Raw genomic sequence first — 19,222 nt, 5'->3', positions numbered from 1 at the left:
CTCAGTTGGACATGTCTGTGACCTCTTCACAGATGAGGAATGCAACAACTTCTTCAAAGCTGCGGGATATGGAATTCATTAAATGCGATTGGTTCTAGCCACCCGCCGCTCCACCCCAAATGCCAGTGCGATGCCGGTCAAATACGCCAGTATATTCCAGAGCGAGAACACACGGCCGAGCAGCAATGCTCCGAAGAACGTGGCCCGGAAGTCGTCCAGCCAAGGCGTGTGATAGAGCCGGATCAGCTCGACGGCGATGGCAAGAAGCGCTGACGCAATCAGCACCAGGCGCATGGTTTTTCCCGCCAGAACCGCCGCAATCAGCCAGAAAACCATCATCCCCCAAAGAACCGAACCGCCGTATTTAACGATGAAGAAAGGCAGACCAATGCGGTATCCAAGCAGCCGCAACGCCAATCCCAAGGCAATGACGATCGCGGCATAGACAAGCCGCGTGACCATTTGACGGGAGATGAATTGACTAACCTGCATGGATTGTTCGGGTCTCCGGCAAAGTTGTGATCAGCCCTCACGAGTGGTCCAATTTGCCAGTTAGCGCATGACCGGCCTTTGGTCCATCTGGACGATGGTTTCCGGGGCCTGTGGGCGAAGCCCAAAACACCTCGGGGCCGCTCGTTCCGGCTGTAATGCTTGCTCGATTCTTCGATCAGAACGTTGCTTCGCGCAGGCTGTTGAAGATTTCGCAATTCAAGCCGCCATATTGAGACCATCACCGGTAGTAAGTAACTTCTGTAGTGCCTAACGAACGGATCTTGTTTCCGCTATCGACTTTCCCTGCGATTTCCCGCTTCTGGACGCACGCGGCAGGTGAGGGAAGGACCCCGCACTGCGGGTGCCGGTAAAACCGGCACCCTTGAATGCTGAACCACCTGCGTCTTAGCGGTCGTTCTCCTTGCGCCAGGCGTCATATTTCACCTGGAAGTGCTCTTTCGTGCCCGGATACAGGCCGATGATCGCCTCGCCCGCCTTCACCTGCTCCAGGACGAAGGCCTCATAGCTTTCCATGCCGGTGCATTCGTCTGCGATTTCGTCGGCAAGATGCGCCGGGATGACCATGACGCCGTCCCTGTCGCCCACCAGCACGTCGCCGGGAAAAACGGCAGCATCACCGCAGGCGACCGGCACATTGATGTCGAGTGCTTCATGCAGGGTCAGATTGGTCGGAGCTGAGGGCTTGGCGTAATAGGCCGGCATGTCGAGGGCGCCAATGCCTTCAGCGTCCCGGAAGCCGCCATCGGACACCACGCCTGCGGCACCGCGCAGGGCCAGCCGCGTGATCAGGATCGATCCCGCCGTTGCGGCGCGCGCATCCTTGCGCGCATCCATGACCAGGACCCAGCCCGGAGGGCAGGTTTCCACCGCAACGCGCTGCGGATGGTCGGCATTGCGGAAAACCGTGATCGGATTGCGGTCCTCCCGAGCGGGAATGTAGCGCAGCGTGAAGGCCTGTCCGACCATATTCTCTGGCTTGGGAGCCACAGGCACGACCCCCTGGATGAACTGGTTGCGCAGCCCGCGCTTGAACAGCGCCGTGGCGATGGACGCAGTCGAGATCTCCTTGAACTTCGCGCGGGTCTCGTCAGACAAGATGTAGTCAGTCATGGGGTCACCTTAGAAAATGTCGGGTTCGCCGGCCGTCCGGCCGAAATCGGATTGCAGGAAGTCAAAGTCACAGCCCTGATCGGCCTGGGTTACGTGCTTTGAGAACATGTAGCCGTAGCCGCGTTCGAAGCGGGGCTCCGGGGCTTTCCATTCGGCCCGGCGGCGTTCGAGTTCAGCCGCGTCGACCAGCATGTCCAGCTTCCGGTTCGGCAGGTCGAGACGGACGATATCGCCGGTCTTCAGCAGGGCAAGCGGGCCGCCGGCATAGCTTTCCGGGGCAACATGGAGCACGCAGGCGCCATAGGAGGTTCCGGACATACGGGCGTCGGAAATGCGCAGCATATCCCGGTGTCCCTTCTTGATGAGGGCCTTCGGGATTGGCAGCATGCCCCACTCGGGGAAGCCGGGACCGCCCAGAGGACCAGCATTTCGCAACACCATGACGTGATCCGGAGTGATGTCCAGGTTCTCGTCATCGACCGCTTTCTTCATGTCCGGATAGCTGTCGAAGACCAAGGCTGGTCCTTCGTGAACATGGTACTTCGGGTCACAGGCTGCTGGCTTGATCACCGCGCCGTCCGGGCAGAGGTTTCCGCGTAGAACGGCCAGAGAGCCCTCCTGATAAACCGGGTTGGAGAGCGGACGAATGACGTCGTCGTTATAGACAACGGCGCCTTCGAGGTTCTCGCCCATGGTCTTGCCGGTGACGGTCAGGGCAGACAGTTCCAGGCGGTCTTCGATCTGCTTCATCAGTGCCCGCAGACCGCCTGCATAGAAGAAATCTTCCATCAGATAGTCCTTACCCGAAGGGCGGACGTTGGCGATGAGCGGGGTTACACGGCCCAGTTCATCCAGGTCGTCGAGCGTCAGATTGACGCCCGCCCTGCGGGCCATTGCGATCAGGTGGACAACCGCATTGGTGGAGCAGCCGGTTGCCATGGCGACAACGGCGGCGTTCCGGCAGGCGCCTTCCGTGATGATCTGGTCCGGGGTCAGGTCTTCCCAGACCATATCGACAATGCGCCGGCCGCAATCGGCGCCCATGCGCTGGTGATTGGCGTCAACGGCCGGAATGGAGGACGCGCCGGGCAATGTCAGGCCCATGGCATCGGCAATTGCCGTCATGGTCGAAGCCGTGCCCATGGTCATGCAGGTGCCTGCGGAGCGGGCGATGCCACCTTGCACGCCAAGCCACTCTTCGTCGCTGATGTTCCCCGCGCGGCGCTCGTCCCAGTATTTCCAGGCGTCGGAACCGGAGCCGAGGATCTTGCCGGCATAATTGCCCCGAAGCATCGGACCGGCGGGCAGATAGATCATCGGCACACCGGCGGAGATTGCCCCCATGACCAGGCCGGGAGTGGTCTTGTCACAACCGCCCATCAGCACAACGCCATCCAGCGGGTGCGAGCGGATCATCTCTTCCGTCTCCATGGCAAGCATGTTGCGGTAGAGCATGGAGGTCGGCTTGGTGAAGCTTTCATCCACGGAGAGCGACGGCATTTCGACGGGGAACCCGCCAGCTTGCAATACACCGCGCTTCACGTCCTGCACGCGTTCCTTGAAATGGGCGTGACAGGTGTTGAGCTCCGACCATGTGTTCAGGATGCCGATGACAGGCTTGTCCCGGAAATCGTCCTCGGAATAACCGAGCTGCATCATACGGGACCGGTGGCCGAAGCTGCGGAGGTCGTCGGGTGCGAACCAGCGCGCGGAGCGGAGATCTCTTGGGGCTTTGTGCGGCATTTGTTTTTATCCGGTGAAGGCGAAGGTCAGCCAAATGACAAACAGGGTGAAAAGTGTCCCGAACAGCTCGGGCCAGTTTCCGAATTTGTGATCGCGGTTTTCTTCCGCCTCGAAGACCACCGGGTCCATGTCTTCATCCTGACGGGTGAGGTCCTGATCGCTGATTTTCATCGCTTCCTCCTCAGTTCAGCATGGACGGCAGCCAGAGCGCCAGGTCCGGAAAGAACAGAACCAGGAACAGGCCAACGGCTTGCAAGGCGATAAAGGGCAGAACGGCGGAGAAAATCTCCTGCAGCTGAATGTCCTTCGGAGCGACGGACTTCAGGAAGAAGCAGGCCGGGCCAAAAGGCGGCGACAGGTAGTAGATCTGGATGTTCATGGCGAACAGCACACCGAACCAGACCGGATCGAAGCCCAGGTCCACGACCACCGGCGCGAAAATCGGAACGGTGATGAAGATGATGGCGATCCACTCAAGGAATGTGCCGAGCAGCATCACGATCAGCATCATCACGACGATCACCATGATGGGAGCAATATCGAGTGAGGTCAGCAGACCTCGTAGGAACTCGCCGCCACCAATCCGGTTGTAGATGCCGATCAGGGAGATTGCGCCCAGGACCAGCCAGATGATCGAGCCAACAGTCAGAACGGTTTGCCGCATGGCATCCCGGCTCATGGTCCAGGTGAGTTCCTTGCGAAGAGCTGCGACCACCAGCGCACCGACAGCACCAACGGCAGCGGCTTCCGTTACCGTGGCAATGCCGGAATAGATGACACCCAGGACGGCGCCGATCAGAATGCCTGGCAGAATGACACCCTTCAGATATTTCAGGCGCTGGAAGAACGGCAGTCCGGTTTCCGGAATGTCATAGATCGGAGCCAGCGCAGGGTTCAGACGCACGCGGACCAGGATGTATGTGATGTAGAGTGCGGCGAGGATCAGGCCGGGCACGGCAGATGCGGCGAAAAGCTTGGTGATGGAGACCTGGGCTGCCAAGCCGTAGACGATCAGGACCACGGAGGGCGGGATCAGGGTCGCAAGCGCACCTGCAGCACAGATGATGCCGATGGAGAGCTTCCGGTCATAGCCGAGGCGCAGCATCTGAGGCAGGGCGATCAGGCCCAGCATCACGATCTCGCCACCCATGATGCCAGACATGGCAGCCAGGACCACCGCGACGATACAGGTCTGGACGGCGACGGAGCCACGGAACCGCCCGCCCATGATCGCCATGGAGTCGAACAGGGATTTGGCGATCCCGGACCGCTCCAGGACATTGGCCATGAACACGAAGAAGGGAACGGCGATCAACTCGTATTTGTGCAGGACCTCGCCGACATTGGCGGCGACGATGAAGAAGCCGGCACGTTCGCCGAAATAGAGGATTGCCGTTGCAAGGGAAACCGTGAGCGTGGTTATCCCGAGCGGCACGCCAAGGGCCATGAGCGCCAGAAGCGAGGCGACAATCGCCAGGGTGATGAGTTCAATGCCCACCGTCTAACTCCCCTTCGGTGTGCTGAAACCAGCGGATGATATTGGCGAGCAACTGCAAGAGGTAGAGCGCGCAGCCTGCGACGATCAAAGCCTTCAGGTAGGCAGGTTGAATGGAGTTCAGGGCTGTTCCCGAATGCTCCATGCGGGTGACTGCCTTCACTGCAGGCTCCCACAGGGCAAGTGACAGGACCAGGATTGCGCCGCTGGCAATCAGCATCTGGATGAGCCGGAAGACGCGCCACACAGCGGGGCTCACGAGCGTTTCCACCATAGTGATCGAGATGTGCCGGTTGCGCTCAGTGACATAGCCGACGGCAAGAACCCAGGCCGACGCGCAGAGGGTCATTGCCAATTCGGTTGACCAGACAGTCGGGCGGTCAAAGCCATACCGCATGACGACTTCGATTGCCGAAACCGCAATGCAGGCGAAGAAGAGAACGGAACAGTTTTGTCCAATGAACACGCTGACGCGGTCCATGCCATTGGCGTAGCTCGCAAGAAGGCGGCTCATCGCGATCTCCGGTTACCGGGCTGATGGGAAAGATTTGAACACAGCCACCGCCAGCACGGCGGTGGCTGTTGAAGCCGGAAGGCTTATTTCTTGAAGAGACCGATTTCGGTCATGTAGGCGACGTTCGCGTCGAGCGCTTCCTTGGCGAGCGGAGATTTTTCGGCAAAGATCTCCCACTGCTGACGGGCGACTTCCCGCAACTTGTCGCGGTCTGCCTGCGCCCAGTCGATGACTTCGATCTTGCCGCCTGCATTGTCGCGGGCTGCCAGTTCTGCGTCCTTCTTGGCGACTTCATCGGTCATTGCGGTCATGGCGTCATACCACCAGGTGCGCAGGGCCGTCTGATCGGCTTCCGGCAGGGCGTCCCATTTTTCCTTGTTGATGGTGAACTGCATGGACGGCATGGAGTGGATACCCGGATAGAGCGGGTAGGGCGCCACATCATGCAGACCGGTCGCGTCGTTGTTCACATAGGCAGACGCATCGGCGGCATCGACGATGCCCTTCTCGAGTGCACCATAAACTTCAGAGAAGGGGATCGAAACCGGGGACGCGCCGGCTGCCTGGAAGACGGCGGCGGCCAGGCCTTCAGGAGAGCGGATCTTCTTGCCCTTCAAGTCCTCAAAGGTCCGGATCGGTACGCGGGCCGGAAGCGCTTCGCGCGAATAGGGGCCGCAGGCGACCACATGAACTTCACCGTTGGAAATTGCGTCGGCAGCCTTCTGCATCACGGCTTCCCCGCCGCCATCCTTGCAGAAGCCCAGCATCTGGGCCGGTGTGTCGTAGCCGGAGATCAGGTCGCCCAGAATCGCGAAGGCCGGTTCACGGCCGGCAAAGTAGTTCACGGAGGTGAAGTCGCCATCCAGAACGCCTGCGGACACGGCGTCCGGCGTTTCCTTGGCCGGAACGACAGACCCGTTGGGCATCAGGACGATTTCGACGCGGCCGTCCGTCATGTCCTTGATCTTCGGCAGCCAGTTTTCGGTGATGTATTGGGTCGAGAAGTCGCCGGCATTGAACGACGTCTGGATGTTGAAGGTTTCCGCCTGCGCGGCTGTAGTCAGCAGGGACACCGATGCCGCCAGGACGGCCTTCTTCGCGAAAGTCATGATTTCCTCCCAAGGGTTTTAGCACGGGATCCTCAACCCGCTATCTGATGTACTAATATATTAGTGCATCACCGTCAAGGATGACCTATAGTCGTGCTGGACTTACTGGGCAAACGATTGAAACTGATGGCACTTGAGAATATCGAACCTGGCACGGATGACCCCCGGATGGCGAAAGCGGCTCGCAGCCCGAAGATCAAGCGGACATCTGCCAGCGAGCAGATTCACGCGGCCTTGCGGGAAAGGATCGTATCGCTTGAGCTGGCGCCCGGACGGGCGCTGCAGCGCCAGGAGATTGCGGAATATTACGGTGTCAGTCAGACGCCAGTGCGTGATGCCATGCTGAAGCTGGAGGAGGAGGGACTCCTTGTCATCTATCCGCAGTCGAAGACGGAAGTGTCCAGGATTGACGTTACGCAAGCGCGGGAGACCCAGTTCCTGCGGCTTTCGGTCGAGCTGGAGGTGGCGCGTCATCTGTCTCTGTGCCCGGACAAGAGCATTCTCGGCCCGGCACAGTGGCTGCTGGCATTGCAGCAAAAGAGCCTTGAGGAAGGCGATCTCGACCGCTTCGCCAGCTGCGACCGGCAGTTCCATCAGGCGCTCTGCGAAGCCGCAGGCGTATCCAACCTGTGGGACCTGATCAAGTCACGCTCAGGCCACATCGACCGGTTGCGGAACCTGAACCTGCCGGATCCGGGCAAGCCAGCCAATATCATCCAGTATCATCAGCTTATTCTCGCCGGCATCGGGAAGAGCGATACAGCCGCCGCACAGGACGCCGTGCGCAAGCACCTGACAGGCACCTTGTCCCAGATCGCGGACATCCGCGAGCGGCATGCAGAGTATTTCGAGCGTTAGGAGACCTGTGCGCGGATAAGGGCAGGGTGTGAACGTTTGGCAACGTTGATGACGCAATGCTTCTGCGGGTTTGATGGAGGCACGCGATGGGCCGTCGGCGGATTGGTCAAGATACATTCGGATTTGGCGATAAAGCCGGTCGAAGGACATCGCTGGATGAGATTGGTCAGTTGCTGGACTGACCGTCGGTTGAGAGGTTGCTCGCGGATATTTCCTGCGCCGCCAAGGGAGAGCCAGCCTGGCCTCCACTGGCCTTGTTCAAGGCGATGCTTCTGGCGGTCTGATACGATCTTCCGGACGTCCAGCTTACTGAAGCCTTGGACGATAGAGCTTCGTTCCGCCGCTTCTGCGGGGTCTCGCGGTCAGAACCTACGCCGGAGCGCACGGCGTTCGTGCGATTCCGAAAAACCCTTGTGGCCCATGGTCTGGACAAGACGCTGTTCGACCAGATCGCCGGACAGTTGAAGGCCAAGGCGATCCAGGTGAAGACCGGGACTTTGGTGGATGCGACGATCATCGCCTCACCGCCATCGCCTGCAACCTGAAAAGCACTTTCAACATCCTGGTTTCGGCTGGAGGTGGCCATTACCGGCCAATCGGGCCGAATACTTTGGTCGACAGAGCCTCCCGCAGGCCTGCGCCCCATAAGAGAGCCTCAGAAAACTGAGTAAATCCAATAGGAAAACAACCCGTGCACAGGTCTCTTGCAGCTTGGCCGCGTCTTCAGGCAAAAGATGCCAGCGAAATGAGAGGACGCCCCCTATCTCTGCAAACCGCAGAAGTTCCACCTCAGCTATCGCTCACGCCTGGCTCATGGCCGGGACAGCGAAGTGTGTGCGGCTGAGAGTGCAGCCCTCAGCCCTTCACCTTCGCCTCAAGCACATCCCACACCCGAACGGCAATGTCGGGGCCGCCGATGCGTTTGACGGCTCGGATGCCGGTGGGGGCCGTGACGTTGATTTCCGTCAGGCGGCCGTCAATCACGTCGATGCCGACGAGGATCAGGCCCTTTTCCTTCAGCGACGGCCCGAGGCGTGCACAGATTTCCCGTTCCTTGTCCGTCAGCTCGCTTTCCTTGGGCGAGCCACCACGCACCATGTTGGAGCGGAGATCCCCTTCCGCGGGCACCCGGTTGACCGCGCCGGCGTATTCGCCGTCGACCAGCAGGATGCGCTTGTCGCCATGCTTCACATTCGGCAGGAACTCCTGGATCACCCAGGGTTCGCGGAAGGTGGCGGCAAAGAAATCATAGAGCGAGCCGTAGTTGAGGTCGTCCTGGGTGATGCGGAACACCGCGGCGCCGCCATGTCCGAACAGCGGTTTCATGACAATGTCGCCATATTGCTTGCGGAAGAGGTCGATCTCGTCCTTGTCACGGGTGATCAGCGTCGGCGGCATCAGATCCGCGAACTCGGTGACGAACAGCTTTTCCGGCGCGTTGCGCACTTCGCGCGGGTCGTTCACCACCAGCGTGTGCGGGTGGATCTTCTCCAGAAGATGGGTCGCCGCGATATAGGACAGGTCGAAGGGCGGGTCCTGGCGCATCAGCACCACGTCCATATCGCGCATGTTGGTGCGCTTCTTTTCGCCCAGCGTGAAATGGTTGCCCTTTTCGTCGCGGACTTCCACCGGCTCCAGCGCGCAGAAGACATCGTCTCCGATCATGGCCAGCCGGTCCGGCGTATAGTGGTAGAGCTCGTGGCCCCGGGCCTGAGCCTCCAGCATCAGCGCGAAGGCGCTGTCACCGGCAATGTTGATGGACGAGATGTGGTCCATCTGGACCGCGACCTTAAGGGCCATGAGAAGTCTCCCGGCAGGGGCGCAGGTTTGCGCGTGGGATTTTGGTTCGGTTGGTCCAGATATGCGTCTGGCAATCCGCTTTGTCCAGAGGTGCCGTCAGAGGGATCTGTCAGCTTTTGCCTTCAAAGGCATTTGCGATCCGCTCGGGCCAGCGCCAGGGCCGGACGAGGACGACATCAAAGCGCAGGGTGAAGAAAGCCGCTTTCGGGTGCTGGGCGATGAAGATCTTCGCGGCATTGATGATGCGGCGCTGGCTGGCCGGGGTCACCGCCTCCATGGCGGCAGCGCGGGAGCGGCGGGCTTTCACCTCGACAAAGGCGACCACCTTGCCCCGCTTGGCAATCAGGTCGATTTCGCCAGCCTTGGTCTTGTAGCGTGTCTTCAGGATGCGCCAGCCGGTGAGCCGCAGGGCCCAGGCGGCGCGTGTTTCGGCAGAAAGGCCGAGTTTGTATGCTTCGTGCCGGTTAGTCGTTTCCAATGAGCCGTTGCTCTGGCGAATAGGTGCGGCCCGCATTCGGAGTTGAAGGTACAACCGGATGAGGTGTGGCCGCGAGTTGGTGGGACGGAAGATCTTGTCTATGAGGGTCTGGGCCGCGATACGGGGCCTGATATAGCTCGTTTGAGCCAACGTTCCCCACCGACACATGAACAACATTCTGTACCTGGCCAGTTTGTCCCATGGCTGGAATGTAGCCACGTGATAAAAGCCAGCCATAATGCCATTTATTGTAAACGAATATAAAGACTAGGCCGGACAGCCCGAACGTGATCACGGAAAGAACGAACATTCCAATAAATCCCGTGATGTGGCCCCGGAACAGTGCTGGAAATGGTCCGAAAAACAAGCAGGTCCAAGAAAAACCACGATAACCGACCGTGGCGATATGGGTGCCGGGTTTCATCATTTGAACTGGGTAAGCCATAAGCAAAACTCTAATATGAATATTTATTGAAAAAAACCTTAGATTGTTTTTTGTCTTTGGCAAACGTTATTTTGACGCTTGGTTAGTTACCCGCTCCCGCCTTGATGTCCAGCGCCTGTTTGTAGAGCTCGTTGCGGTCGAGGCCGGTCTTCTTGGCAACGGATTTGGCGGCGGCGCTGACCGGCATGGTCTCCAGGGCAAGACGCAGCAGCGCTTCGGCATCGGCCGCATCCGCCGGGGCCTGTTCTCCGGGCGGTCCGATCAGGATGACGATTTCGCCTTTGGGGGCATCGCCGGAGAATGTTTCCGCAAGACTTTCCAGAGTTCCGCGCTCGAAGGTCTCAAACCGCTTGGTCAGCTCGCGGGCAACGGCAGCTTCCCGGTCTCCCCCCAAAACCTCGGCCATGGTAGCGAGCGTTGCCCCGACCCGGCGCGGGGATTCATAAAAGACCAGCGTTGCGGGGATGCTGCCAAGCTCCTTCAGGCGGGCAGTCTTCGGGCCGCCTTTCTGCGGCAGGAAGCCGGCAAAAAGAACCGTGTCGCTGGGAAGCCCCGCCCCCACAAGACCCGCCAGAAGTGCGGAAGCTCCGGGGATCGGGATCACCTTGTACCCAGCCTCCACCACATCGCGGACCAGGCGGTAACCCGGGTCTGAAATCAACGGCGTTCCTGCGTCGCTAACCAGGGCAACCGGTTCTCCCCGGCCCAGGAGCTCCAGGATCTTCGGGCGCTGCTTGTCGGCATTGTGCTCGTGATAGGGCATGAGCGGTGCCTTCAGGCCGAAGCGCTGGACCAGAGTGCCTGTAACCCTTGTGTCCTCGCAGGCGATCAGGCTCGCGCTTGCCAGGGTTTCGAGCGCGCGGATGGTGATGTCCCCAAGATTTCCAATGGGTGTGGAAACGATGTAGAGAGCTGGTTCCAGCGGCGGGGCCGGAAAAGCGTGGGCCGACAGGATATAGCGCCGAACGGTTCCCGCCGGTTTTTCCTCCGCACGGAACGCTGCGTCCGGTTCCTGTCCGTTTGTCTCAGTCATCGATGGGTCTTTCTGAAGCCGCCTTTGAAAAAAGGATCTAACTTGGGGCTAATGGTGATGCTCGTGCTGTGCAAGCGCAAATCGGCAAAACAGGGGGTTGCGGCTAGAAACTGGACAGAACCGGCTGGAATCCGTAAGTCTCTAGCAACGTAACTCCAGGAGGCGGATTTGATCGATACGGGCGTTTCTCGAGCCGCAACGCGGGTCAAGGCTTTCCTGCGCACCTGTGCTGCCGGTCTTGGCATCGCGGGAGCCCTGACACTTTCGGGCTGCATGGGGTCCAATCTGGGCGGCGTGCCGGGCCAGTCGATCCAGCCGGGCGAGTTGGCGCAGCCAACCGGACAGGTGGTCGGGTCTGGCTCTGTCCGCGTTGCCTTGCTGCTGCCAATGAGCGCAGGCGGAAGCGCAAGTTCGATTGCCACCGTGTTCAAGAATTCCGCCGAGCTGGCGCTCGCAAACTTCCCCAACGCGGATGTCCAGCTTCTGGTGAAGGATACGGCCGGCACCACGAGCGGCGGCCGTGCGGCAGCGGATCAGGCCATTGCGGAAGGCGCGGAGATGATCCTCGGCCCTGTGTTCGCACAGGCTGTTTCGGGTGCGGCGTCTTCTGCCCGCGCTGCAGGCGTGCCCATGGTGGCGTTCTCTTCTGACGTCTCGGTCGCAAGCCGTGGCACCTATCTTTTGAGCTTCCTGCCCCAGAGCGACGTGAAGCGGATTGTGGCCTATGCAGCCAGCCAGAACCGCCGTTCCTATGCGGCGCTTATTCCGGATGACGGCTATGGCGCCGTCGTCGAAGCCGCGTTCCGCCAGGAAGTCGGGCGTGCCGGCGGACGGATTGTCACCATCCAGCGCTACAAGCTGACGGGCACCGATTCCACGGACCTGGTGGCCAAGACCACGGCGCTGGCGGCGTCTCTCGGCCAGGTGGACTCGCTTTTCATTCCGGCAGGCGGCGGTGTTGCTCCTGTGGTTGCACAGACGCTCCGCGGCGCCGGGGTCAATCTCGGAAGTATCAAGATGCTGGGCACCGGTCAGTGGGACACGCCGGAAATGAAATCCAATCCGCTCATGGTCGGAAGCTGGTATCCGGGACCGGATGACAAGGGTTTTGAAGCCTTTTCCGGACGGTACAAGTCGGCCTATGGCTCCCTGCCGCCGCGCAATGCCACCCTTGCCTATGATGGGGTGACACTTGCCGCAGGGCTCGTCCGGTCTGCCGGAGTGCAGCGTTTTGCGGCCAATGTGCTGACCAATCCAGATGGATTCATCGGCATTGACGGGCTGTTCCGGTTCAAGTCAGACGGACAGAACGAGCGGGGCCTTGCGGTCTATCAGCTCACTGGTTCGGGTGCCCAGACCATCTCCCCTGCTCCGCGCGACTTCCGCTCGGGCATCTGACCGGCCTCTTTGGACCCAATTGCGGACTTGAAAGCTCATGCTGACCGGTAAGCGCATCGTGCTCGTCATTTCTGGCGGCATCGCCTGCTACAAGTCTCTGGACCTCATCCGGCGCCTGCGGGAACGCGGCGCCCGGGTGCGGGCGGTGATGACGGCGGGATCGCAGAAGTTCATCACGCCGCTGGCCGTGGGCGCGCTCACCGCAGACAAGGTCTATACCGAACTGTTCGACCGGGAAGCGGAACAGGATGTCGGGCATATCCGCCTCGCGCGTGACACGGACCTGATCATCGTCGCGCCTGCGACGGCCAACCTGATGGCGAAGATGGCGCATGGAATAGCGGACGATCTGGCAACGGCTGTCCTGCTGGCGACAGACCGGCCTGTGCTTGTGGCTCCAGCCATGAACCCGAAGATGTGGGCCAATCCAGCAACCCTTCGCAATGTCGAAACCCTTAAGCGGGACGGTCGGCATTTTGTGGGGCCGAACCGCGGTGAAATGGCGGAAAGCGGGGAGGCTGGTCTCGGGCGCATGTCCGAGCCTCTGGAAATCGTTGCCGCCGCTGGGGCTCTTTTGCGGAGTGGTTCTCAGGCGGAAGCTGCTAAGCCGCTGGCTGGCCGCCGCATCGTGATCACTTCAGGCCCGACCCACGAGCCGATCGATCCGGTGCGCTACATCGCCAACCGGTCCTCCGGCAAGCAGGGGCATGCGATCGCAGCTGCCGCCGCTGCTGCAGGGGCCGAGGTCACGCTGGTGGCAGGCCCCGTCAATCTTCCCGATCCGCAAGGCGTGACAGTCGTACATGTCGAAACGGCCCGCGAGATGCTGGCCGCGGTCAAGACCGCCCTCCCCGCGGACGTTGCCGTTATGGCGGCAGCGGTTGCCGACTGGCGGGTGGCATCTGAAGGCGGACAGAAGATCAAGAAGGACGGGTCCGGCAAACCGCCGTCTTTGGAGTTTGTTGAGAACCCGGACATTCTGGCGACCGTCGGTCATGATGAAGCCCTGCGCCCGAAGCTGCTGGTCGGCTTTGCCGCCGAAACTCAGAATGTGCTTGAAAACGCGCAAGGCAAGCTCACCCGCAAGCGGGCGGACTGGATCGTCGCCAATGACGTCAGCGCCACAACAGGGATCATGGGCGGCGATGCCAACACGGTGCGCATCGTCTCGGCTTCAGGCATTGAGGACTGGCCGTCCATGGACAAACAGGAGGTCGCGGTCCGCCTTGTGCAGCGGATCGCGGATCATCTGAAACGCCTTTGAGCGGATATCAGGCTGCGGCTTTTTGCGGGAAGCTGAAGTAACTCATGCTCAAAGTGCCGTGGGAATAGCTGCGGTGCAGGAGGTCTGCCGGAACATCCTTGCCCGCGGCACCCATGGCGAAGAACAGCGGCAGGAAATGTTCGGCGGTCGGATGCGCCCGGCGGAAGTTAGGTGCCACGGACGGGTCGGCAAAGAAGGCAATGTCTGCCTTTTCCAGCCCCTCATCCACCCAGGCATCAAAGGCCTTTGCCCAACCGGCGGCCTCAGAACCCTCCGGCTGGATTTCCCGCAAATTATGCGTCGTGCTGCCGGATCCAAGGATCAGGATGCCTTGTTCCGTCAGCGCGGCAAGACTGCGCCCGAGCGCATGAATGCTCGCGGGCGTGCTGTCATAGGGCAGCGAAAGCTCGACAACCGGAACATCCAGCTTCGGGAAGAGCAGAGACAAGGGAACCCATGCGCCATGGTCCAGACCCCAGCTGCCGTCTTCTTTCAATGAGAAGCCGCCGGAAAGGGCGTGCTTCTTCACCGTATCGACGAGCTGACGGGTTGCATGCGCCGGGTATTGGATTTCGAACAAGGCGCGAGGGAAGCCGCCGAAGTCGTGGATCGTCTTCAGCGTTCCCGGTGAAGTAATCCTGAGATCCTGCGTTTCCCAATGAGGAGACAGGATGACGATCCCTTTGGGGCGGGGCAGCGATTGTCCGAGGTCGCGCAAGAAGTGATGCGCGGGGATTGGCGTCAGTGCAAGCATGGGTGAGCCATGCGCCAGAAACATCGGAGCCAGATGAGGTGCCTTTGGGCTTCCAGGCTGTGCAGTCATGTGATGCACTCCTTTGCGAGCGGATGTGGAGGAAGTGTCTTTCCTCCTGTCTTGCCCTCCAAGATGGTCCGGCAGCAACGCTGGCAAAAGAGCAGAAATGCTGGAAGGGTCGTTCATTCTAATTGAACAAATGCATTCAACCCGGTGTCATTGGTCATCATTATCCGCATTCTCTGCCGGCTGCTCTGCAGTTCCGGTAGCGTCAACCTTGCGCAGCGTCTGCTGCTTCCCCATGTGCGGAACTGGAAGATTTATGTCCGCTGAATGCAGACGCCCGAGAACCAGACGCCCCGAGAAGGAGACGCCCGTATGTTCGATGCCAAATCTTTGCTGGACCAATTTCTAGGTGGCGCAGGCGGCCAGACGGCCAGCCGGCAGGGAGCCGGAGGGCAAAGGGGCGGCGCAGACGATCTGATATCCCGAGGGCGGGACTTCCTCACCTCCCAGGGCGGCGGTCTGGCGGTTGGCAGCATCGCAGGGCTGCTGCTTGGCTCCAAAAGCGGACGCAAGATCGGCAAGAAGGCCGTGACCTATGGCGGCATGGCTCTGGTCGCCGGCCTCGCCTACAAGGCCTATCAGAACTACAAAACTGGCCAGGATCAGGGTGCAGCTCCCGCTGCCGGAAGCCCTTCGCAGGCTCCTATTCCGCTGGAGCCGCCGAAGGGCACGGGCTTCCATCCCGAAGAAGTTCCGGGCGGTGCAAACACCATGGCCGTAACGCTTCTTAGCGCGATGATCGCTGCAGCCAAGGCGGATGGGCATATCGATGCGGAGGAACAGCGGAGGATCTTTGGCAAGATCGACGAAGCTGGACTCGACAGTGAGGCAAAGGCCTTCCTGATGGATGAACTGCGGTCCCCGCTGGACCTGGACAAGATCGTCTCAAGCGCGTCCACCCCGGAAGTGGCTGCGGAAATCTATGCAGTGTCCCGCCTCGCCATTGATCCGGACCATGCCGCCGAGAAGGCCTATCTTCAGATGCTGGCCGCCCGGCTGAATCTGGATGCGGCCCTGGTGGATGAGATCGAGATTGCCGTCCGCGAGGCGGAAGAGGCCTGATCAGCTAGGCCCGCTCGCAAATCGGGTCGTCTCCGGCTGACCGCATCCTTATAGGGTCGGGATCAGCAACGGAGACGGCCAATGACCTTTCAAATTCATCCTCTTCCCGCTTCGGCCTTCGCTGGCCTTGAAGGGCTTTCTGAACAGGACCGGAAAGACCGGGACATTCAGGTCCATATCTCGGACGGCGCCTTCCCCTGCCGGGTTTCTCTTAGCGATGTGCCCGCGGGACAGCGGGTCTTCCTGCTGAACTATGAGCATCAGCCCAACAGGACGCCTTACCGCTCCCACCATGCGATCTTTGTCGCTGAGGGCGCCGTGGAAGCGCAGCCGGGACCGGATGAGCTGCCCGCGATGGTCCGCACGCGTTTGCTTTCCGTGCGGGCGTTCAATCAGAGCCATGAGATCGTCGATGCGGACGTTTGCGAGGGCGCCGATGCGGAGGAAGTGATCCTCCGGATGTTTGCCAATCCGGACGTTGACTACATCCACTTGCACTTCGCCCGCCGAGGTTGCTTTGCCGCGTCCGTTACGCGCTCGTGACGGCTGTCTTTTCCTGCTGGCGATGCCAGGCAATCAGCAGGATCATGCCCATGATCATGAGATAGGGGAAATAGAAGCGCGTTTCGAAATGCGGGAAGACGAGATATTTCGCGCAGATGGACGTGAACACCGCGTAGAGCAGGATCCTGGAACGCTCCGCCATGCGGGGCGGTTCGACGACCTTGGCATAAAAGATCACCAGCGCCAGCAGCGCTGCCAGCCAGTTCTGCCCCACCATGGAGCGCACCGTCGAGCGGACAAGCATCTGTAGATAGATCAGCGGCGAGAATGGCGGGTGGAAGCCCTCAAGCGTCGGCACATATTCCACGTGGGTGAACCATAGATGGATCCACCAGCCGGGATGGCTCTCATCCTTGAGGATGAATTGATAGGCAACCGCAGCCAGAATGAATGTTGCCGTCATCACCCAGCGGCCAGGACCGTAGATCAGGGCAAAGACGAAGAACACGCCGATGAATGCCAGATGGTCGGGCCGGATCGAGAGGGCAATCAGCAGGCACAGTGCTGCGCCAACATCCTGCCGCTCGATATAGAGAAAGGCTGCCAGCAACAGGAAAGCTGAGGCGTAGAGGTCCGGAGACAGCAGCGCCGCCGAGCCGCTGAAGTCACCGATTACGAGCATGGCGGCAACAACCGGCCCATACATCAGCGCCTTTTCCCGTGCCAGCCAAACCAGCAGCAGCAGGCCAATGGCAACCGCCGATGCAATGGAGACGAGACGCATGGCTTTGACCGGATCCATCCCTCCGGACAGGGCGCGCAAGGTTTCGATGTATCCGAGCTTCAGCCGGTAGAAGCCGAGCATGGTGGAGAAGGCCGCCGGATCCTCATATTGCCGGATACGGTAGTCCCGATCCTGGGTCAGCGTCAGGAATTCACCGGGCGATATATTCTCCTTCACGATGGCAAAGGACCGGTCGTGAAGCTGCACGGGGTCAGGAATTTCCGGCTCCAGAACCGCAGCCGTGTAGGCGAACATATCCCAGTTGGAAACGGGGAAAATGTGGCTGACTGCGGCGATCATGGCAATGAAGGTTGCAAGGGTCAGGGCGCCGATCCAGTGCCGCAAGGGCCGATAGGCTCTGGTCACATAGTCGTAGACAGAGTGGAATGTGGTTTCCAGGAGACGGGCAGCTGAGGTCACGCGGAGGGCTCCGGAGCGCGAGGGGCAATGACGGCACCCTAGGCGACCTCTGTCATTTTTCCGTAAACTGTTGGTTTTGTCCGCTAGGTGGAGCGTCGGCCCGGTGTTATGTGCGTCAGGTCGAGACCGGATGTGCGTCTATGAACACTTGACCCCTGCTCCGGCGCCATGTCTCCTCGCACATGAAACAGAGAACGCCGGGAGGAGACATGCGCGATCTGGGGACCTGGGACTATGTGATTGTCGGGGCCGGCTCGGCAGGTTGCGTGCTGGCGAACCGGCTCTCCGAGGATCCGGATGTCAAGGTGCTGCTGCTGGAAGCTGGCCGCAACGACAATTACATCTGGGTGCATATTCCGGTCGGCTATCTCTACTGCATGGGCAATCCACGCACGGACTGGGGCTTTCATACGGCGAAGGACCCGGGGCTGAACGGCCGCTCGCTCATGTATCCGCGCGGCAAGGTCATTGGCGGCTGCTCTTCCATCAACGGCATGATCTACATGCGTGGCCAGGCGCGCGACTATGACGGCTGGCGGCAGCAGGGCCTGGAGGGGTGGAGCTGGGACGATGTGCTGCCCTTCTTCCGCAAGTCCGAGGATCACTATGCGCTGAACGATGACATGCACGGTCAGGGTGGCGGTCTGCGCGTAGAGGAACAGCGCCTGTCCTGGAAAGTGCTGGATGCCTTTCGGGAGGCCTGCGCCGAGACCGGCATTCCCAAGATCGATGATTTCAACCGGGGCGACAATTTCGGCGCCTCCTATTTCCAGGTGACCCAGAAGTCAGGCATTCGCTGGAATGCGGCCAAGGCCTTTTTGCGGCCCGCCATGAAGCGCCCGAACCTGAAGGTTGTGACGGAGGCCCATGCCAGCCGGATCCTGGTCGAAAACGGCCGGGCAACGGGGCTGGAGCTGACGGTGAAAGGGGAGCCTGCGAGGGCTTTGGTCTCTGGCGAACTGGTTCTTGCAGCTGGGGCTGTTGGTTCCCCGCAACTTCTGGAGCTGTCCGGCATCGGCAATCCGGAGGTTCTGGCGAAGGCGGGCGTCGGGACGGTTCATGCCCTGCCGCAGGTCGGCGAGAACCTGCAGGATCATCTGCAGCTCAGAACCATCTACAAGATCAAGGATGCGGTGACGCTGAACCAGAAGGCGGGCAACTGGTTCGGCAAGATGCTGATCGGCATGGAATATGTCCTGCGCCGGACGGGGCCCATGTCCATGGCCCCGAGCCAGCTCGGCGTCTTCGCCAAGTCCGATCCCTCATTCGAAACGGCGAATGTGGAGTATCATGTCCAGCCGTTGTCTCTCGACAAGTTTGGCGATCCGCTTCACACCTTCCCTGCTATCACGGCGAGTGTCTGTAATTTGAGGCCGGACAGCCGGGGGCACATTCACATCACATCGCCAGACCGGGATACGCAGCCGGAAATCCTGCCACGGTATCTTTCCGCCGAGAGCGACCGGAAGGTTGCGGCAGATTCGATCCGTCTCACCCGCAAGATCATGTCGGCGCCGTCCATGGCCAGACATGTTCCGGAGGAATATCTGCCGGGCTCCAGACTGGAAACCGATGAGGAGCTGGCCGGGGCCGCTGGCAGCATCGGCACCACGATTTTCCACCCGGTCGGCACCTGCCGGATGGGAAAGGACGAGGCCTCCGTGGTTGATGGCCGCTTGCGTCTGCGCGGCATTGCCGGCTTGCGGGTTGTGGACGCTTCGGTGATGCCGACGATTACCTCGGGCAACACCAATGCGCCGACGATGATGATCGCCGAAAAGGGCGCGGACATGATAAGGCAGGACAGGCGTACCCGCGCCTGACAGACCGTTGAGAAAGCTGCGGCCTCTCCATCGTCATCCTCGGCCTTGT

General features: G+C 60.5%; 18 protein-coding genes and 1 pseudogene. 7 read left to right on the top strand and 12 right to left on the bottom strand.

The window, feature by feature from the left end; genetic code table 11:
- Window positions 1-78 precede the first annotated feature (78 nt).
- The 7 genes from IG616_RS08025 to dctP all read right to left on the bottom strand — a co-directional run bounded on the left by IG616_RS08025 (window position 79) and on the right by dctP (window position 6,484).
- Entirely contained in the window at window positions 79-492 is a 414-nt protein-coding gene (locus tag IG616_RS08025; protein ID WP_192147640.1) for a ribosomal maturation YjgA family protein, read from the bottom strand.
- Window positions 493-897: 405 nt separating this feature from the next.
- The gene (locus tag IG616_RS08020; RefSeq protein ID WP_192147639.1) at window positions 898-1,623 is read right to left on the bottom strand and encodes a ribonuclease activity regulator RraA; all 726 of its coding nucleotides are present in this window, start codon (window positions 1,621-1,623) and stop codon (window positions 898-900) included.
- A 9-nt stretch (window positions 1,624-1,632) separates the two neighbouring features.
- Window positions 1,633-3,366 (bottom strand): L-arabinonate dehydratase, encoded by a 1,734-nt coding sequence (araD, locus tag IG616_RS08015; protein ID WP_192147638.1) that lies wholly within the window; start codon window positions 3,364-3,366, stop codon window positions 1,633-1,635.
- 6 nt (window positions 3,367-3,372) lie between these two features.
- A complete protein-coding gene (locus IG616_RS08010; RefSeq protein ID WP_192147637.1) occupies window positions 3,373-3,537 on the bottom strand; it encodes a hypothetical protein in 165 nt (54 codons plus the stop codon).
- Window positions 3,538-3,547: 10 nt separating this feature from the next.
- Complete coding sequence (locus tag IG616_RS08005) at window positions 3,548-4,864, bottom strand: TRAP transporter large permease subunit (protein WP_192147636.1); 1,317 nt, start codon at window positions 4,862-4,864, stop codon at window positions 3,548-3,550.
- Entirely contained in the window at window positions 4,854-5,375 is a 522-nt protein-coding gene (locus IG616_RS08000) for a TRAP transporter small permease subunit (RefSeq protein ID WP_192147635.1), read from the bottom strand. Before IG616_RS08000 ends, IG616_RS08005 begins: the two co-directional genes overlap by 11 nt.
- Before the next feature lie 83 nt (window positions 5,376-5,458).
- Window positions 5,459-6,484 (bottom strand): TRAP transporter substrate-binding protein DctP, encoded by a 1,026-nt coding sequence (gene dctP, locus IG616_RS07995; RefSeq protein ID WP_192147634.1) that lies wholly within the window; start codon window positions 6,482-6,484, stop codon window positions 5,459-5,461.
- A 93-nt stretch (window positions 6,485-6,577) separates the two neighbouring features.
- Between dctP and IG616_RS07990 the strand changes: the two genes are divergently transcribed.
- Both IG616_RS07990 and IG616_RS07985 read left to right on the top strand, forming a co-directional pair.
- Window positions 6,578-7,342 (top strand): GntR family transcriptional regulator, encoded by a 765-nt coding sequence (locus tag IG616_RS07990; protein WP_209007368.1) that lies wholly within the window; start codon window positions 6,578-6,580, stop codon window positions 7,340-7,342.
- A gap of 296 nt (window positions 7,343-7,638) precedes the next feature.
- Window positions 7,639-7,887: pseudogene (locus tag IG616_RS07985) on the top strand (transposase); the annotation flags it as partial.
- 310 nt (window positions 7,888-8,197) lie between these two features.
- Here IG616_RS07985 and gshB read toward each other — a convergent pair.
- The 3 genes from gshB to rsmI form a co-directional block, all read right to left on the bottom strand.
- Window positions 8,198-9,142, bottom strand: coding sequence for a glutathione synthase (gene gshB, locus IG616_RS07980; RefSeq protein WP_192147632.1), 945 nt, complete (start codon window positions 9,140-9,142; stop codon window positions 8,198-8,200).
- 109 nt (window positions 9,143-9,251) lie between these two features.
- Window positions 9,252-9,656 (bottom strand): YraN family protein, encoded by a 405-nt coding sequence (locus tag IG616_RS07975; RefSeq protein WP_192147631.1) that lies wholly within the window; start codon window positions 9,654-9,656, stop codon window positions 9,252-9,254.
- Window positions 9,657-10,147: 491 nt separating this feature from the next.
- A complete protein-coding gene (rsmI, locus tag IG616_RS07970) occupies window positions 10,148-11,098 on the bottom strand; it encodes a 16S rRNA (cytidine(1402)-2'-O)-methyltransferase (protein WP_192147630.1) in 951 nt (316 codons plus the stop codon).
- Between the two features lie 168 nt (window positions 11,099-11,266).
- On the opposite strand from rsmI, the gene IG616_RS07965 reads away from it, so the two are divergent.
- Complete coding sequence (locus IG616_RS07965; protein ID WP_246476161.1) at window positions 11,267-12,496, top strand: penicillin-binding protein activator; 1,230 nt, start codon at window positions 11,267-11,269, stop codon at window positions 12,494-12,496.
- Between the two features lie 37 nt (window positions 12,497-12,533).
- Window positions 12,534-13,760 (top strand): bifunctional phosphopantothenoylcysteine decarboxylase/phosphopantothenate--cysteine ligase CoaBC, encoded by a 1,227-nt coding sequence (coaBC, locus tag IG616_RS07960; protein ID WP_192147629.1) that lies wholly within the window; start codon window positions 12,534-12,536, stop codon window positions 13,758-13,760.
- Window positions 13,761-13,767: 7 nt separating this feature from the next.
- On the opposite strand, the gene IG616_RS07955 is transcribed toward coaBC, so the two are convergent.
- Entirely contained in the window at window positions 13,768-14,583 is an 816-nt protein-coding gene (locus tag IG616_RS07955) for a dioxygenase family protein (protein WP_192147628.1), read from the bottom strand.
- Window positions 14,584-14,892: 309 nt separating this feature from the next.
- Between IG616_RS07955 and IG616_RS07950 the strand changes: the two genes are divergently transcribed.
- Together IG616_RS07950 and IG616_RS07945 are read left to right on the top strand one after the other, a co-directional pair.
- Window positions 14,893-15,642, top strand: coding sequence for a tellurite resistance TerB family protein (locus tag IG616_RS07950; protein WP_192147627.1), 750 nt, complete (start codon window positions 14,893-14,895; stop codon window positions 15,640-15,642).
- 81 nt (window positions 15,643-15,723) lie between these two features.
- Window positions 15,724-16,185, top strand: a complete 462-nt coding sequence (locus tag IG616_RS07945; protein ID WP_192147626.1) for a DUF1203 domain-containing protein — start codon at window positions 15,724-15,726, stop codon at window positions 16,183-16,185.
- Here the strand turns inward: IG616_RS07945 and IG616_RS07940 are convergent.
- Complete coding sequence (locus IG616_RS07940; protein WP_209007367.1) at window positions 16,172-17,350, bottom strand: hypothetical protein; 1,179 nt, start codon at window positions 17,348-17,350, stop codon at window positions 16,172-16,174. The genes IG616_RS07945 and IG616_RS07940 overlap by 14 nt on opposite strands.
- 209 nt (window positions 17,351-17,559) lie before the next feature.
- Here IG616_RS07940 and IG616_RS07935 point away from each other — a divergent pair, with 209 nt between their 5' ends.
- On the top strand, window positions 17,560-19,173 hold the full coding sequence (locus tag IG616_RS07935; RefSeq protein WP_192147625.1) for a GMC family oxidoreductase: 1,614 nt from the start codon (window positions 17,560-17,562) through the stop codon (window positions 19,171-19,173).
- Window positions 19,174-19,222 lie beyond the last annotated feature (49 nt).

Origin of the sequence: Roseibium litorale (genome assembly GCF_014842915.1) — a bacterium.
GTDB classification, from domain to species: domain Bacteria; phylum Pseudomonadota; class Alphaproteobacteria; order Rhizobiales; family Stappiaceae; genus Roseibium; species Roseibium litorale.
Note: the sequence above shows the minus strand (reverse complement) of the source record. Positions and strands in the feature narration are given on the sequence as shown.

Excerpts from the sequence above, each read along its gene's own strand:
- rsmI (WP_192147630.1), bottom strand. The coding sequence starts at position 11,098 with ATGACTGAGACAAACGGACAGGAACCGGACGCAGCGTTCCGTGCGGAG.
- IG616_RS07945 (WP_192147626.1), top strand. The coding sequence starts at position 15,724 with ATGACCTTTCAAATTCATCCTCTTCCCGCTTCGGCCTTCGCTGGCCTT.
- IG616_RS08025 (WP_192147640.1), bottom strand. The coding sequence starts at position 492 with ATGCAGGTTAGTCAATTCATCTCCCGTCAAATGGTCACGCGGCTTGTC.
- araD (WP_192147638.1), bottom strand. The coding sequence starts at position 3,366 with ATGCCGCACAAAGCCCCAAGAGATCTCCGCTCCGCGCGCTGGTTCGCA.
- IG616_RS07955 (WP_192147628.1), bottom strand. The coding sequence starts at position 14,583 with ATGACTGCACAGCCTGGAAGCCCAAAGGCACCTCATCTGGCTCCGATG.
- IG616_RS07935 (WP_192147625.1), top strand. The coding sequence starts at position 17,560 with ATGCGCGATCTGGGGACCTGGGACTATGTGATTGTCGGGGCCGGCTCG.
- coaBC (WP_192147629.1), top strand. The coding sequence starts at position 12,534 with ATGCTGACCGGTAAGCGCATCGTGCTCGTCATTTCTGGCGGCATCGCC.
- IG616_RS08000 (WP_192147635.1), bottom strand. The coding sequence starts at position 5,375 with ATGAGCCGCCTTCTTGCGAGCTACGCCAATGGCATGGACCGCGTCAGC.
- IG616_RS07950 (WP_192147627.1), top strand. The coding sequence starts at position 14,893 with ATGTTCGATGCCAAATCTTTGCTGGACCAATTTCTAGGTGGCGCAGGC.
- dctP (WP_192147634.1), bottom strand. The coding sequence starts at position 6,484 with ATGACTTTCGCGAAGAAGGCCGTCCTGGCGGCATCGGTGTCCCTGCTG.
- IG616_RS08020 (WP_192147639.1), bottom strand. The coding sequence starts at position 1,623 with ATGACTGACTACATCTTGTCTGACGAGACCCGCGCGAAGTTCAAGGAG.
- IG616_RS07975 (WP_192147631.1), bottom strand. The coding sequence starts at position 9,656 with ATGCGGGCCGCACCTATTCGCCAGAGCAACGGCTCATTGGAAACGACT.
- gshB (WP_192147632.1), bottom strand. The coding sequence starts at position 9,142 with ATGGCCCTTAAGGTCGCGGTCCAGATGGACCACATCTCGTCCATCAAC.
- IG616_RS08010 (WP_192147637.1), bottom strand. The coding sequence starts at position 3,537 with ATGAAAATCAGCGATCAGGACCTCACCCGTCAGGATGAAGACATGGAC.